At 45.3% G+C, this 14086-nt stretch carries 16 protein-coding genes; 6 read left to right on the plus strand and 10 right to left on the minus strand.

Annotation, left to right across the window (positions count from 1 at the left end):
- Nucleotides 1–14: 14 nt before the first annotated feature.
- Complete coding sequence (locus AC1DOV_RS23275) at nucleotides 15–110, plus strand: IS3 family transposase (RefSeq protein ID WP_441878496.1); 96 nt, start codon at nucleotides 15–17, stop codon at nucleotides 108–110.
- A 59-nt stretch (nucleotides 111–169) separates the two neighbouring features.
- On the opposite strand, the gene AC1DOV_RS23280 is transcribed toward AC1DOV_RS23275, so the two are convergent.
- The 4 genes from AC1DOV_RS23280 to AC1DOV_RS23295 form a co-directional block, all read right to left on the minus strand.
- Nucleotides 170–613 carry a hypothetical protein gene (locus tag AC1DOV_RS23280; RefSeq protein ID WP_477551211.1) on the minus strand — a complete coding sequence of 148 codons (444 nt, stop codon included), beginning with the start codon at nucleotides 611–613 and terminating at the stop codon, nucleotides 170–172.
- A 4-nt stretch (nucleotides 614–617) separates the two neighbouring features.
- Nucleotides 618–866 (minus strand): NAD-dependent epimerase/dehydratase family protein, encoded by a 249-nt coding sequence (locus AC1DOV_RS23285; RefSeq protein WP_477551212.1) that lies wholly within the window; start codon nucleotides 864–866, stop codon nucleotides 618–620.
- 176 nt (nucleotides 867–1042) lie between these two features.
- Entirely contained in the window at nucleotides 1043–2527 is a 1485-nt protein-coding gene (locus AC1DOV_RS23290; protein WP_477551213.1) for an amidase family protein, read from the minus strand.
- Nucleotides 2528–2668: 141 nt separating this feature from the next.
- The gene (locus AC1DOV_RS23295; protein ID WP_477509839.1) at nucleotides 2669–3637 is read right to left on the minus strand and encodes a DMT family transporter; all 969 of its coding nucleotides are present in this window, start codon (nucleotides 3635–3637) and stop codon (nucleotides 2669–2671) included.
- A gap of 117 nt (nucleotides 3638–3754) precedes the next feature.
- Here AC1DOV_RS23295 and AC1DOV_RS23300 point away from each other — a divergent pair, with 117 nt between their 5' ends.
- Nucleotides 3755–5107, plus strand: coding sequence for an aminotransferase-like domain-containing protein (locus AC1DOV_RS23300; protein ID WP_441880723.1), 1353 nt, complete (start codon nucleotides 3755–3757; stop codon nucleotides 5105–5107).
- 3 nt (nucleotides 5108–5110) lie between these two features.
- Here the strand turns inward: AC1DOV_RS23300 and pruA are convergent, their stop codons facing one another.
- The 3 genes from pruA to AC1DOV_RS23315 are packed head-to-tail and all read right to left on the minus strand — an operon-like array spanning nucleotide 5111 to nucleotide 8838.
- Nucleotides 5111–6658 (minus strand): L-glutamate gamma-semialdehyde dehydrogenase, encoded by a 1548-nt coding sequence (gene pruA / locus AC1DOV_RS23305; protein WP_441880724.1) that lies wholly within the window; start codon nucleotides 6656–6658, stop codon nucleotides 5111–5113.
- A gap of 60 nt (nucleotides 6659–6718) precedes the next feature.
- Nucleotides 6719–7621, minus strand: coding sequence for an arginase (gene rocF, locus AC1DOV_RS23310; RefSeq protein ID WP_441880725.1), 903 nt, complete (start codon nucleotides 7619–7621; stop codon nucleotides 6719–6721).
- A 5-nt stretch (nucleotides 7622–7626) separates the two neighbouring features.
- Nucleotides 7627–8838, minus strand: a complete 1212-nt coding sequence (locus AC1DOV_RS23315) for an ornithine--oxo-acid transaminase (protein ID WP_441880726.1) — start codon at nucleotides 8836–8838, stop codon at nucleotides 7627–7629.
- Between the two features lie 170 nt (nucleotides 8839–9008).
- On the opposite strand from AC1DOV_RS23315, the gene AC1DOV_RS23320 reads away from it, so the two are divergent.
- Nucleotides 9009–9320, plus strand: coding sequence for a hypothetical protein (locus AC1DOV_RS23320; RefSeq protein ID WP_477509840.1), 312 nt, complete (start codon nucleotides 9009–9011; stop codon nucleotides 9318–9320).
- A 79-nt stretch (nucleotides 9321–9399) separates the two neighbouring features.
- On the opposite strand, the gene AC1DOV_RS23325 is transcribed toward AC1DOV_RS23320, so the two are convergent.
- The 3 genes from AC1DOV_RS23325 to AC1DOV_RS23335 all read right to left on the minus strand — a co-directional run bounded on the left by AC1DOV_RS23325 (nucleotide 9400) and on the right by AC1DOV_RS23335 (nucleotide 11468).
- Complete coding sequence (locus tag AC1DOV_RS23325) at nucleotides 9400–9696, minus strand: DUF6509 family protein (protein ID WP_339204976.1); 297 nt, start codon at nucleotides 9694–9696, stop codon at nucleotides 9400–9402.
- A gap of 109 nt (nucleotides 9697–9805) precedes the next feature.
- Complete coding sequence (locus AC1DOV_RS23330) at nucleotides 9806–10738, minus strand: manganese-dependent inorganic pyrophosphatase (protein ID WP_430063283.1); 933 nt, start codon at nucleotides 10736–10738, stop codon at nucleotides 9806–9808.
- 136 nt (nucleotides 10739–10874) lie between these two features.
- Nucleotides 10875–11468: a GNAT family N-acetyltransferase gene (locus AC1DOV_RS23335; protein WP_477509842.1), complete on the minus strand. Its 594-nt coding sequence runs from the start codon at nucleotides 11466–11468 to the stop codon at nucleotides 10875–10877.
- 412 nt (nucleotides 11469–11880) lie between these two features.
- Between AC1DOV_RS23335 and AC1DOV_RS23340 the strand changes: the two genes are divergently transcribed.
- From AC1DOV_RS23340 to AC1DOV_RS23350, 3 genes are all read left to right on the plus strand, one after another.
- Nucleotides 11881–12534: a hypothetical protein gene (locus tag AC1DOV_RS23340; protein ID WP_477551214.1), complete on the plus strand. Its 654-nt coding sequence runs from the start codon at nucleotides 11881–11883 to the stop codon at nucleotides 12532–12534.
- 242 nt (nucleotides 12535–12776) lie between these two features.
- Entirely contained in the window at nucleotides 12777–13328 is a 552-nt protein-coding gene (locus AC1DOV_RS23345; RefSeq protein WP_477509844.1) for an RNA polymerase sigma factor, read from the plus strand.
- Nucleotides 13321–14085 (plus strand): hypothetical protein, encoded by a 765-nt coding sequence (locus tag AC1DOV_RS23350; protein ID WP_441880732.1) that lies wholly within the window; start codon nucleotides 13321–13323, stop codon nucleotides 14083–14085. Before AC1DOV_RS23345 ends, AC1DOV_RS23350 begins: the two co-directional genes overlap by 8 nt.
- Nucleotide 14086: the final 1 nt, after the last annotated feature.

Genomic DNA, 14086 nt, shown 5'->3' on the forward strand with positions numbered 1-14086 from the left:
AGGCACAAAGGAGAATTGAAGAATATTTGCATTTCTATAATAACGAGCGACCGCAGAGAAAACTAAAAAAACTGACGCCTGTTGCTTACAGACGTCAGCTTTCTGCCTAGGTGTTTTTTGCAATGTCTACAAATAGGGGTCTTGACCAGGCCGCCCCATCCTTTTTAAACTATTGCTTCTCTTTATCCAAATAATCGCTCACTAAATATGATATCATCTCAGCATTAGTGCTTCGCGGAGCGCTGGCAAAGTCATCGCGATTCGAACGCAATTGAAAATAATATGCAGCAGCATCATCCTCATATAATCGTTCTCGCAATATACTCTTTTCACTTCCTAATTGATTTAAAATTTGTTCATAAAATTGCCCTTGAGTCAGCGTATCCACTGCGTCTAAATGAAAAATTCCTTTTAGCTCTTTTTCAATAATGAAGCGCAGCTGTTTAGCGAGCAAAACATCCAGAAGGTTGTTAAACACGAGATTGCTGTAAACCTCTATCTCTTTATTATTTTCGATACTATCTTTAACCGTGTTCCATCTCGGAGAATCTTTCCCCCATATCGCGGGTATTCTGACAATGATCGCTCGTTCATTCAAAATTTCTGTAAGCATGTGTTCACATTCGATTTTGAATTTCCCATAATCGGTGCCGGAAATAGGTAGAAATAACAATATCGGGTTTAATCGAATGGATGATTTCCTTCATTTCAGCCATTTGCTCAACATCTAATTTGTACTGCTTATCCGTAGGCAGACTCGTAAATGATGAAGAATAAGTGCCATACAGGTCAAAACCGTGCTGCAATTCATCAACCAATGCTCTTCCTACAAGACCGCTTGCACCTAGAATAAGTACCTTTTGCATTCTAAATACACTCCTCCAAAACACCTTTATTAGAAAACGATCCATAACTAAAAAAAGATACGCAGAATCTAAAACATAACAAGCCATACTTGTTTCTATTCCTTATTTCTTCCCAAAAAAACAGACGCAAACCAGCGGATTATACCCGTTGTTTACGCCTGCTTATTTCAAGCTATTCAATTAAAAGCTGACGGAGATACACGATGCTTGGTCGCCTGCTCAAAGCCATAGGCTAGTTTAATTAAGGTAGGCTCGCTGAAGGCTGTACCTATAAATGTGACCCCTTGCGGTCCCTTGGTCGTATAGCCGCCTTCGGCAATGATTCCCTTCTCCGCATAACCGCCAGGCACGGTAATGACCGGATAACCCGCTCTTGCGGCAAGATCATCGCCATCATCATTGCCTAGGAACAACAAAGCATCCAGTTGATGCTCCTCTAATGCGAAGTCAATTCCCTGCTTGCCTGCCAGCTCTTTATTTCTCAAAACACTATCGACATATTCCTGTTCGGTCAACGTTCCGCTCGTTTCCTCCGCCGAAAGCAGCGTATCCTGCCCATATTTTAAAGCAATGTCTGCATGCTCTTCGTTATAAGCAATTAACTCCTTCAAGGAATGAACCGGAACCGATTCATCCAGCTTTCCGAGGTAGTCATTGATATATTTTTTGAATTCATATCGCAGCACATGCCAATCCCAATCAACCTTCTCACACGGCAGCTCAACGGGATCGATAATCGTCGCGCCAGCCTGTTTCAAAACCGCAATAGTCGACTCCATGATCGCAAGCCTGTCTTCGTCCAAATCTTTATAATAAAAGCGCGGGATTCCGATCCTTGCTTGCTTTAAATAACCAGCATCAAGGAATGGCGTATAGTCGGAATGAGCTTGCTTTGCCCCATTTACCGTAACCGCATCTCGCTCATCGGCGCCTGCCAATGTTCCAAGAAGAATAGCCGCATCCGTTACCGTTCTAGTCATCGGACCTGCTGTATCCTGACTGTTTGTAATCGGTATAATGCCAGCTCGGCTTACTAACCCAATCGTTGGTTTAATTCCTACTAGGCTCGTTTGGCTTGCAGGGCTAATGATGGATCCCGAAGTTTCCGTGCCAATTGCAGCAGCTGCCAAATTGGCGGCAACCGAAGCGCCTGATCCCGAGCTTGAACCGCCAATGAACAGCTCTCCCGGACCATACGGGTTAAGCACAAGGCCTCCTCTTGAGCTGTATCCCGCCCACATTGTGCCTGACATGAAATTAGCCCATTCTGTCATGTTCGCTTTGCCTAGCAGAACCGCTCCTGCGGCACGTAATTGCGAAGCAACAAAGGAATCTTCCGCAGCATATGAATTCGCTAAAGCTACTGATCCCGCGCTTGTGTGCATATTGTCGTGTGTATCGATGTTATCCTTGAGCAAAATCGGAATACCGTGCAGGCTGCCACGACTCCCTTTTTCTTGTCGCTCTTTATCTAACGCTTTGGCAATTTCAATGGCATCAGGGTTCATTTCCAAAATAGATCGAAGAACGCCATCATATTTGCTGATTCGCTCCATATATAACTGGACCAGCTCTTCTGAGCTTATCCATCCTTTTTCCATTGCTGATTGCATGCTTGTAATATCCGCTTCCACAATCCATGTATCCTTATTCTCGATCACTTGATCATCCCCTTAACGCCGCTTCTAATAACCTACAAACCTAATCATATCCATTATTAGAGCAGCTGTCAGCGTAGAGAATGAGTATAACTAAGCTTTCCGGCAGCAGCTGTACGACTCAGATGGAATCGCTGCCTTCTGTTATCGTTCCACCTTTTGAGAAACACTTATCGGAGATGTTCCCTTTCTTTTACCGAATGCCCCCATGTTCGTGCCCAGCACACCAACAACGATAACTGCAGCGCCAATGAAATGGTAGTATGCCAGCTTCTCGCCGAGAAACACAAATCCACCGATAACAGAGACCAACGTTGCCAGATGATTAAATACGCTCACTTTAGACGCTTCAAGCTTGGATAAGGCGTAATTGCTGAGCAAGCTGGATACGAGCGAAGAGAGCACGCCCAAATATAATATCGATAGGAGGAACACTGGACTGGCAAATGGTTCAAAATAATGAGCAATCGTTCCTTTGGCGACATGTTGGCTTATTGCGATAAAGTTAAATACAAGGAAGCCAATAGCCGTCATCATATACGTCATCGTCATTACCTTCATGCGACCAGAGAGTCGCCTTGCTAGTACGCTATAGCCTGCCAAGGAAAGAGCTGACAAAAGTATGAGCAAGGTGCCTTTTACATTAGAAATATCGATTGACGTCCCCTTCATGACAAAGATGAATATAACCCCAACAACAGAGAGCAGGGTCGAAAGCTTCTGTACCTTAGTCGTCCGCTCCTTCAAGAAATACGCTGCGGCAATCATCGTGAAGATAGGCACTGTGGCATGAATAATACCTGCTTCTGCGGAGGATGTAAACTGTAATCCATAGGCTTGGAAAGCAAAAAACATCGACGGATAAAAGACAGCTAGCGGAAGAATGCTTAGCATATCCCGCGCTTTAAGCTGCAGCTTGATCCAGCCGAATGCGACTGGTATTGTTGCCGCAATAAAAGATATGGTGAAACGGTGGGCGAGACTGTCCAGCGGACTTGTAACCGTCAAGGCTAATTTTCCGAAAAGAAAAGAAAGCCCTACAATAGTGGAATAAACAATAATCGCTGTATACGCAAGCCGTTTCGACTTCGAATTATTGTGTGTTGTCATCATGGTATACCTCCTAGTAACTGTTCGCTTTATATAGGTATCGTATCTCCAAAGCTGCACATGCTACAATATACAAAAAAGCCATCTGTATCGGTACAGATGGCAGGAGGCACTGTTAAAATGTACTTTTATTTAAAGCTCATGAATGAGCTGGAGGAGCTCATTGCAAAGCAGCCCTATAAGGATGGGCAGAAGCTCCCTTCCATTCGAGCGCTGGCAGAGCAGTTCAATTGCAGCAAGAGCACAATTATTAAAGCTTTGGATGAGCTGGAGAAACGCCATCTCATTTATGCGATGCCAAGAAGCGGCTATTTTGTTGTAAAAGGAATGAACGCCGCTCAAGATGAAGCAGCCCGCCTGCTCAACTTTGCAGCATCGGCGCCCGATCCGGCATTGTTTCCTTATTTGGATTTTCAGCATTGCATTAATAAAGCAATCGACACTTACCAGAAGGACTTATTTGTTTATGGCACCGCCAAAGGAATGGATTCCTTGATTGATATCGTTCGCAAGCAATTGATGAGCTATCAGGTGTTTGCGCCAGAGCGCAATATCTTTGTTGTCTCCGGGGTTCAACAGGCGCTGTCTCTGCTTGCATCTATGCCATTTCCGAGCGGCAAGCAGAAGGTGCTGATTGAGCAGCCAGGTTATCATCTGTTTATAGAGTATTTACAAACACGGAATGTACCCGTAATTGGCATCGAGCGTCGTTTCTCCGGCATTGATTTCAACAGGCTGGAGGAGATCTTTCGCACAGAGGACATTAAGTTTTTTTATACGATGCCGCGGTTTCACAACCCGCTTGGCTGCTCCTATTCGAAGAAAGAGAAGCAGCTGCTCGCTAAGCTGGCCGCCAAATACGATGTATATATCGTTGAAGACGACTTTCTAGCTGATTTCGAGCAGAACAGCAAAGCCGATCCGATCTACACTTATGACGACTCCTCTCATGTCATCTATTTAAAGAGCTATTCCAAAATTATATTTCCCGGCCTGAGGATCGGTATTGCGGTCATCCCTGATTTACTTGCAGAAGCGTTTCGCCTATACAAAAAACAAGACGACATCGACAGCTCCATGCTGTCGCAAGCCGCTCTTGAAATCTATTTGCGCAGCGGCATGTTCGAGCGTCATCGCGCCAAAATCCGCGGGAAATACTCGGAAAGGGCTAAGCTTCTCGATACGGCGCTTGCGAAGGAAGCTTCACGCAGCAAAGGTGCCTTCACCTATGAGCGATCCAATTACCCGATCGTTCATACTCATATTTTGCTTCATGAAACCATTTCTGTCCCGCTCCTAATCAGCAAATTACGCAAGGAGGACATACTGGTTGATGCCATGGATCGTGACTACTTGTCTACTTTTCAGAGGGCAAATCTATTAAAGCTTAATGTGACCAATGTGATTGAGAGGAACATTGAGAGCGGCATTGAACGGATCGGCAGCCTAATAGCCCAATCCGCTCGCCTGTAACGATTAGAATTTTTCTGATACAACCTTCGCCTGCGTGAAGAGCAGCAAATAATCACGCCCGCCGGCCTTCGAATCCGTACCTGACATATTAAATCCGCCAAAAGGATGGACCCCAACTAAGGCACCTGTACACTTGCGGTTAAAATAAAGATTGCCGACATGAAACTGCTCGCGGGCCTGCTCCAATCTGCTGCGGTTCCGCGAGATGACGGCACCCGTCAGCCCATAATCGGTGTTGTTCGCGATAGCAAGCGCTTCGTCAAAGCTGCCCGCTTTAATAAACGCGAGTACCGGCCCGAATATTTCCTCTTGCGCGATGCGGGCAAGCGGAGCGACATCCTTAATGATTGTTGGTTCAATGAAATAACCGCTGCTATCTCCAATTTTGCCGCCATGTACGATGATTCCTTCGCTGCGCCCAACCTCGATATATTTTAAAATACTCATGTAGGCTCGCTCGTCAATGACCGGTCCAACGTAAGTAGACTGCTCGCTTGCTTTCCCAAGCTTTAGCCGTTTTGTTCGTTCAACAACCTTATCAATAACCTCGTCATAGACGAGTTCATGCACAACAGCACGCGAGCAGGCCGAGCATTTCTGTCCAGCATAACCGAAAGCGGATGCTGTAATCGCATCGGCCGCCAGCTCAAGATCGGCCTCCGCATCAACAATAATCGTATCCTTGCCGCCCATCTCTGAAACGATGCGCTTCAACCATTTCTGATCCGACTGGCCGATAGAGGCTTTCTCGTTAATACGCAGGCCTACCTCCCTTGACCCCGTAAAGCATATAAAGCGGGTTAATGGATGCTCCACCAAAAAATCACCCACCTCATTTCCCGCGCCGGGCAAGAAATTCACAACACCGTCAGGCAGCCCTGCCTCCTCCAGCAGCTCAACAAATTTCGCCGCGATAACAGCCGTCGCGCTGGCCGGCTTTAATACTACCGTATTGCCGGCAACAACCGCCGCCATGGTCATGCCCGCCATAATCGCAAGCGGAAAATTCCATGGCGGAATAATAACGCCAACGCCAAGCGGGATATAGACTAGCTCATTATCCTCGCCTGCTACAGCAACAATAGGCTGACGCTCTGCAAGCCGTTCCATCTCCCGCCCGTAATACTCCAAAAAATCGATGGCTTCGGCTGTATCTCCGTCGGCCTCCGCCCAGCTTTTGCCCGCTTCATAAACGAGCCATGCAGAAAACTCGTGCTTACGCCTTCGCAGTAACGTCGCTGCTTTATACAATACTCTCGCCCTGGCAGAAGGCGTCACTTTCTTCCAATGCTCGAAAGTCTCTGCGGCAGCAAGTATGGCTTTATGCGCCAGCTCAGAATCCGCCTGTGAGACGATTCCTACAAGCTGCCCAACATCAGAGGGATTGATTGATTTTCGCTTTTGAATCGTCTCGATGCGGTCAGCACCAATCCTTAGAAAATACTCTTGGCCCAGCTCCAGTTCAACTTTGCGCAGCGCCTCCTGAAAATCATTAATATGGTCGATTACCGAAAAATCGGTAAATGGTTCGTTCTGATATGGCTCCCGCATAGCTCAGTTCCTCCTGCTCATTCGAATCTTTGCTAGTCGCTTGAGGCTCTTTCCCTTGCTTCACAAAATCTGTTCACCCAGCAGCGAGCCAATTAGCTCCACCGCAAGCTTAGCCGTCTGGTCATTATGGTCGAGGCTTGGATTAACTTCCACGACTTCGGCTGATGTGACCAGATCCGATTGATAAAGAAGCTCAAGTGCAAGATGCGCTTCACGGTAGCTGAGTCCGCCCCTGACAGGCGTGCCCGTACCCGGTGCCTCAACCGGATCAAGGCTATCAATGTCAAAGCTGACGTGGACGCCATCAGTCGTTTGCTTAAGCTGCTGTATCACCTTCTCCATCACGCGAGCAATACCAAGGCGATCAATATCATGCATGGTATAACAAGCGATGCCTAAAGATCGGATATAGGCCTTCTCGCCGGAATCAAGCGATCTGGCTCCGACAATCGCGACATGCTCTGGCTTTATTTTGGGCGAAAATCCTCTTAAATTCGTTAACAAAGGAATGCCTCTGCCAAGGCTGATGCCAAGCGACATCCCATGTATATTGCCCGAGGGACTTGTATCCTCCGAATTCAAATCCGAATGCGCATCAAACCAAATGACTCCAAGATTTTTATAATGCTCGGCTAAGCCAGCAATCGTCCCAATGGAAATGCTATGATCTCCGCCTAGCACTAACGGGAATTCCCTTGCCGCAACGATCTCCGATACGCGCTCAGACAATCGGCTGGTCACTTCGTGCACCTCAGACAAATGTTTGGCATTTGCGGATTGAAGCGGCGGTATTGGAGTAACTAAGCCAATCTCGCCCGCTAACCGATGCGGGATGTGAAGCTCCGCCAGCTTGCGGCTAAGCTCTGCCGCCTGCAATATATGCGCTGGACCAAGCTCCGCACCGGGATTCCCTGCCCCTTTCCCAAAAGGAACAGCAACGATTGCCACCTGTTGAATGCTCATCGCCGTCACGCTCCTGCCTGTATGCTATTCGCGAAGACCGTTTGAATTTGTTCGAAGGCAAAGTCGAGCTCCTCTTCCGTGATGATGAGCGGCGGTGCCAAACGAATGACATGCTCATGCGTTTCCTTGCAAAGCAGTCCCAGCTCCATCAGCTTCTCGCAATAAGGCCTTGCAGGCGTCGAAAGCACAATGGCGATGAACAATCCGCGTCCTCTAATTTCAGCAATGTCCGGATGGCGCAATGTAGCAAGCTTGCTCATCAAATATTGCCCCAACAGCTGTGAGCGTTCCGCCAGCCCTTCCTCTTCGGTTACTTCAAGCGCTGCAATCGCAACAGCGCAGCTAAGCGGATTTCCTCCAAAGGTTGAACCATGAGAGCCCGGCTCGAATACATCCATAATGCTCCCGTTCGCGGCGATAGCCGATACAGGCATGACCCCTCCACCCAGCGCTTTCCCCATAATATAAATATCAGGAATGACATTTTCCCAATCGCATGCGAATTTTCGTCCTGTACGCCCGAAGCCGGTTTGAATCTCATCTGCCACAAGCAGCACCTGCTGTTCTGCACATAGCTGAGCAACAGCAGCAAGAAATCCATCCGGAGGAATCCGAATGCCCGCCTCGCCTTGAATCGGCTCAATCAATATCGCAGCGGTATTCGGCTGCATCACCGCCTTCACTGCCTCTAGGTCGCCATATGGAACAACACGAAATCCAGGTGTAAAGGGACCGTAACCTTGCTTATATTCCTCCGTTGAGGAGAAAGACGTCAGTGTCAGCGTTCTGCCATGGAAATTGCCCTCAAAAGCGATGATTTCAGCTTGATCATTCGGTATTTGCTTGACGCTGTAAGCCCAGCGTCGTACAGCTTTGATCGCCGTCTCAACTGCCTCTGCCCCTGTATTCATAGGAAGAATTCGTTCCTTGCCGGTATAGGCCGCCAGCTTCTCGCAAAACGCACCAAGTGCCTCATTATGAAAAGCTCGTGATGTAATCGTGACCTTATCCGCCTGCTCCTTTAACGCTCTAATGATCCGAGGATGTCGATGCCCTTGATTCAATGCCGAATAAGCGCTCAACATATCCATGTAGCGCGCGCCTTCTGAATCCTGCACCCATACGCCCTCTGCGCTGCTAATCACAATCGGCAGGGGATGATAATTATGGGCGCCAAATTGCTCTGCCAGCTCAATATCCTTATTTGCCCTGTTCATCACCTGCTCCTCTCTGCATGCACCGCAAAAAATAGCTGTTTTTGAATTTTATGCGGTTAAGGGGTGACAAATAACAAAGGGAACCGAGGATAGGCAGAAAGTAACAATTTCACTTGTACAAATCCGCGAGGCTTGCTTTAATAATATTTGGGGGAAAGGGGGGTTGAGTGATGAAAAACAAAAAGGTTTTTCTTACAATGCTGATTAGTCAAATCTTGTTCGGATTGTTTACGCTCGTTTGGCTTTTTGTCGCGTTAATGTCTGTTATGATGTTCGACTCGCCAGGTTCAGAAAATCTATTCTGGCCTGTGCTTTTATTTATTGTGATTTGGCTTTATCCGGTAGCTCTTATTTTGTCCATTATTGCAAGCTGGGTGCTCTATCGGTTCAATAAAATGAAAATAGCGGTTACCATCGCAATGGTACCGCTCATTTGGGTGCTGCCTCTTCTCGGTTTTTTAATCTATGCCAATGTCAGCTAATCCATGACATGGCTAAAAAACGTTGCCAGCCCTGCTCCATACTGAATTATGTATTATAATTCAACTGCTAAAAGGCTGTTTATTCCTCCGACTTGTCAAAATGCTCCTGACAAAACGCCAGTACCATCTTCTCTTCATCCTCTTCCAGCTCAAAATCAATGTACTTATTGGAGGAAGTGGTTAGAAATTCATACTTTGCGATTCGGGCTGTATCCTCTTCGATCACATAAATGACACGGAGCGTCACGCCCTCGTCATGATAAAGCTCATCATCATCCGCTACATCCAGATCAAGAATGAACTCATACCTCTTTCCTGATAAAATGCCAAACGGGTCCTTCATTAATTCAGCGCTATATTCTGTTACAGTAAACATGTCATCCGCTCCTTCTTCTCTAGTATAGCAAAACAAAAGCAGCCTGAAACTTGAAATCCAAGCTTCAGACTGCTATTTTTTTGGCAAACGGCTGCTGCCTCGCTGTTTCTTACAGGCTGCTTAGCGTTTCTGTAAGAACAGGTACGATTTGCGATTTGCGGGAAACAACGCCTTTGAGTACCGCTTTATTGTCTACCAACGTTACGTTGTAAGCTTTCTCAACCGCATGAGCTTGAGCGCCAAGTGCAAGCGCTACGGAATCATTGTTCAAAATGTCCGTTACAACAAGCACAAACAGATCAAGACCTTTTGTTGCAATAATATCGTTAAGTGCTGCTTCCAGCTCAGCTTGACGAGAAATAACATCGTTTGTATCAACCGCGTTTACTTGCGCGATTTCTACTTTGTAGCTGCCCATTGCGAATTCTTTCGCATCTAGGGAAATCAGCTGTGCAATCGTTTTGTCGCTAAGATCCGCGCCTGCTTTAAGCATGTCCAGACCGTAGCTTTCTGCATTAACGCCAGCGATTTCAGCAAGCTCGCGAGCGGCTGCTACATCTTGCTCCGTGCAAGTTGGCGATTTGAACAGCAAGGAATCAGAAATGATAGCAGACAGCATAAGGCCAGCAATTTCTTTGCGGATTTCAACGCCGTTCTCTTTGTACAATTTATTCAAAATCGTCGCTGTGCAGCCTACAGGCTCAGCGCGGAAATATACAGGGTGGCTTGTCTCGAAATTAGCAATACGGTGGTGATCGATTACTTCAAGTACACGTACACTGTCGATATCGTTTGCGGATTGTTGACGCTCGTTATGATCGACCAAAATAACAGTGTCAGTCTCGTCAGCAACATTCTCGATCAAACGAGGAGCTGGGATGCCGAAATAATCAAGAGCGTATTGTGTTTCGCCATTAACGTCCCCAAGGCGAATCGCCTCAACGTCAGCACCTAGCTTTGTTTTTAGCTCAGCGTATGCGATCGCTGATGTAATCGTGTCGGTATCCGGGTTTTTGTGCCCGAAAATAAGCGTTTTAGTCATTTCGAGTACTCCTTAAAAGTTATTTTTCGGCTGGACCAAACAGTCATTAACGGCCCATGTCCTTTTGTAAATGCTATACTAAAAACCATTATAGCTTTAAGTGCTCTTTATTCCTATACCTTTACACTGAATTAAATCATAAAATTTGTGAATGTTGTATGTGCTTAAGCTTGTAATAACTGTATTCCCTATTTTCAATAACGATATTGTTTTGAAATTCAAAACCGCATTTTAGGATCACTTTATTCGATGGTACGTTGCGTATCTGAGCGATAGCCACGAGCTCCTCGACATTCGTATTTTCGAACAAATACTGAATCAATCCGTTTGCAGCTTGAGTCGTGTAACCCTTATTTCTATGATCATTTGAAATCCCATAAAAAATCTCTCTGTTGGGCGGCGATATTTTATCCAATATTCCTGTCCCGCAAACACCGATAAATTCGCCAGTATCTCTGGATATTATACTCAGTCGCAGCCGCAGCTCTCCTATATCACCATCTTTGGATACCGCTTCTAAAAAAAGTAGATTTTCTGGTATTTCATAATGATTGAACCAGTCTGCCCTTTGTTCCTTAGAAACATTCCAATCCAGCAAAAATTCATGAAAATGAGGCTGCCAAGTGAGATTATGCAGAGCATCTAAATCCTCGACCTGATACTCTCTCAAAATAATATCTTTGCACGCTATAGTTAAAATGCTATTACTTGTATTTTGTGAATGACTCATCGATATCCTCCTAATGTATAGAAGGAATACAAAGCAGAATATTGAGAAGCATCATAAATCACAAAAAAAGCAGCAAATCACAAGGATTCGCCGCATGATGTGATGTATAACACACTTTGCTTTGTTTCCTTGTAATAGTAAAAATAGAATTGTGGATTAAACTATTACAAAGTAACTGGCATAGTGTTGATTCCCCTTCCAAATATAACCTGATAGAAATTGTAGCAAAATTCAAACTCAAAGACAATAAAATACACAGATTTTACAGCTCATGAGATTTAAAAACGATCAATAGAAACGATTAATAGACTAGTGTCCTTATTACGTTCTGTATTATAATACTCTGAAATGGGAAATTTTTCTCTATTCCATTCAACATCTTTAGTTATATCGAGCAGTTATTGAGAAAAGGATGTGTTTCAATATTAACTCGCCAGTCCGTACGCTATTTGCATTTCTTTTCGTTTTTATCGTCAATATTTCCTTAAGCATGTTGGGTTTAAGCATCAATTACTCCATCATTTCCAGCTTTATTATTGTCTTTTTGTTCTTTGGATTACCTCTTTATACGCCGCTTCTTGAAACAGATTTGGATCGATTGGAGAAATTTTTAATTGCCCAGCGTAAAAACCCTGCCTTTTATATTTTATATGCATCTTCGAACAGACAAGATGAAGAAGTTGAACGTCTGATGCCTCAATTGCTTCTCAAGTATAAACAGCGCCACAGACAAGCATTGTATATGGCCTTTCATGGTGCATATCGGAAAGATGTTTCCTCGGTAAAAAACCAAATCGTACATATACGGCCAATGGATTACCAACATTATTATGCAGCCTTTGTTCATTTGGAAGAAGGAAACATAGAGCTTGCTCGATCAAGCGCTGCTAGAGTTTCCAAGCCATGGATGAAAAATGCATTACTTTCCGAAATTGAAGAAAAAACAGGAAACCAGCTAGAAGCAGCTTCTTATGCAAAAAAAGCGCTGTTAAGCAGCCGGGGACTGCAGCGTTATGTTTTGCATAAACACTATGAGCGCGAGCTGCCTGAGGCTCTAGCAGGATAATAAATTTATTTATATCATCCTATACAACTGCAAAAGAGAGGCAATGGAGATTATGCTGCTGTGTTGCTGCATTGCTCCATACCTCCTCGAATACCTTCAACCACCAGCGCTTCGCTGGCGGTTTTTCGTATGTGTGCAATTCACCAAGAAAAAGTATTTTTTTAACACATGCAAACTATTTCTGACCGGACTTCGAATATACAAGCAAGCGGCAATTTACTATGCGGGAAAGAGAGAGCGATATGGACACAGAAGCAGCATGGATCAAGCAAGTTCAGCGACAATCCAGTGAAACGGCAGCGAATGCACTCGTTTCCCGGTACTACAAGGAAATGTACAGCTACGCATACAGGCAAACTACGAACAAACAGCTGTCCATGGATCTTACACAGGACATTTTCATTCATATGCTGCAGTCGATTGGAAAATTTGACGGAACACGCGGTTCCTTCCGTACTTGGCTGTACAAGCTTGCCACAAACCGAATTGTCGACTACTATCGCTCCAAATATTACAGCTATGCCCGTCATACCGCTCCGATAGAGGAGGAAATGCCAGATGACGGCGATTTTACATTGGAAATAGAAAAGAGAGAGCAGATTGAAACGATTATGCTCCAGGTAAATCAAATGGATGCTGCCTCACAGCATATTTTCCGCTTGAAGTTTTTTGCTGAGTACACATTCTCTGACATTGCGCCGCTGCTCAATATTCCAGAATCAACAGCGAAGACCAAATACTACGCCATGATCAGAAGGCTAAAAAAAAAGCTTGGAGGCGACAGCAATGAATGAGCAAAAATTTCAGCAAGTCGAACTGCCGGATGAACTTGAGATAGAACAGCATATCCGCAGCATTGTTGCAGCTGGCCTTGTTCCAAAGCAAACGTTCTATCACTATTTACGAACGATGTATCGTCGTCTCGGCTTCAGGCATCTGTTCCATGACTGGACAGAAATCGTCTTTGCGATAACTGCCGGGTTCGCTCTTATCATCTGGTTCGCGCTCACCGCATTTGAACGTACAAGAGTACTGAGTGAAGACCTATATTCAGCCATTTTCATCGGATCTCCCGTTTTGTATCTCGTCATCGCTCTCCTATTTTTTGTCCGCCGAAAATACAGCGATACCTATGAGACAGAAATGACCTGCAAGTATAATGTGTACCAGCTTGCCTCACTGAGGATGCTCGTATTCAGCCTCGCCTGCATGGTCGTTAATGCGGTTTTAATTGTCGCGGCAGCCATCATTTACAGCCAACTAAACGTTTTATTCGCAATATCGCTGTCAGCCGCTTCACTTTTTCTTTTCTCTGCAGCTTTCTTGTACATCATGGTCAGCGTACATTCGGACATGATGAAATATGTGCTCATTGCAGGCTGGTTTATTTTGAATCTGACTCTCCTGCAGCTAAACAAAGAGTTTTATCTACATTTCATATCCGCCATTCCCATTTCGATTTATATTGCAGTCGCCATCTTTGGATGCGCCATATCCTTAAAAAATCTTAAGAAGCTAACGACATTCCAAAGCTCGGAAGGAGCTGTCTGAC

It is taken from the genome of Paenibacillus sp. 01T47, assembly GCF_056398245.1.

Coding starts and splice junctions, on each gene's coding strand:
- AC1DOV_RS23280 (WP_477551211.1), bottom strand. CDS start 613: ATGCTTACAGAAATTTTGAATGAACGAGCGATCATTGTCAGAATACCC.
- AC1DOV_RS23285 (WP_477551212.1), bottom strand. CDS start 866: ATGCAAAAGGTACTTATTCTAGGTGCAAGCGGTCTTGTAGGAAGAGCA.
- AC1DOV_RS23295 (WP_477509839.1), bottom strand. CDS start 3,637: ATGATGACAACACACAATAATTCGAAGTCGAAACGGCTTGCGTATACA.
- AC1DOV_RS23300 (WP_441880723.1), top strand. CDS start 3,755: ATGTACTTTTATTTAAAGCTCATGAATGAGCTGGAGGAGCTCATTGCA.
- pruA (WP_441880724.1), bottom strand. CDS start 6,658: ATGCGGGAGCCATATCAGAACGAACCATTTACCGATTTTTCGGTAATC.
- rocF (WP_441880725.1), bottom strand. CDS start 7,621: ATGAGCATTCAACAGGTGGCAATCGTTGCTGTTCCTTTTGGGAAAGGG.
- AC1DOV_RS23315 (WP_441880726.1), bottom strand. CDS start 8,838: ATGAACAGGGCAAATAAGGATATTGAGCTGGCAGAGCAATTTGGCGCC.
- AC1DOV_RS23320 (WP_477509840.1), top strand. CDS start 9,009: ATGAAAAACAAAAAGGTTTTTCTTACAATGCTGATTAGTCAAATCTTG.
- AC1DOV_RS23325 (WP_339204976.1), bottom strand. CDS start 9,696: ATGTTTACTGTAACAGAATATAGCGCTGAATTAATGAAGGACCCGTTT.
- AC1DOV_RS23330 (WP_430063283.1), bottom strand. CDS start 10,738: ATGACTAAAACGCTTATTTTCGGGCACAAAAACCCGGATACCGACACG.
- AC1DOV_RS23335 (WP_477509842.1), bottom strand. CDS start 11,468: ATGAGTCATTCACAAAATACAAGTAATAGCATTTTAACTATAGCGTGC.
- AC1DOV_RS23340 (WP_477551214.1), top strand. CDS start 11,881: ATGTGTTTCAATATTAACTCGCCAGTCCGTACGCTATTTGCATTTCTT.
- AC1DOV_RS23345 (WP_477509844.1), top strand. CDS start 12,777: ATGGACACAGAAGCAGCATGGATCAAGCAAGTTCAGCGACAATCCAGT.
- AC1DOV_RS23350 (WP_441880732.1), top strand. CDS start 13,321: ATGAATGAGCAAAAATTTCAGCAAGTCGAACTGCCGGATGAACTTGAG.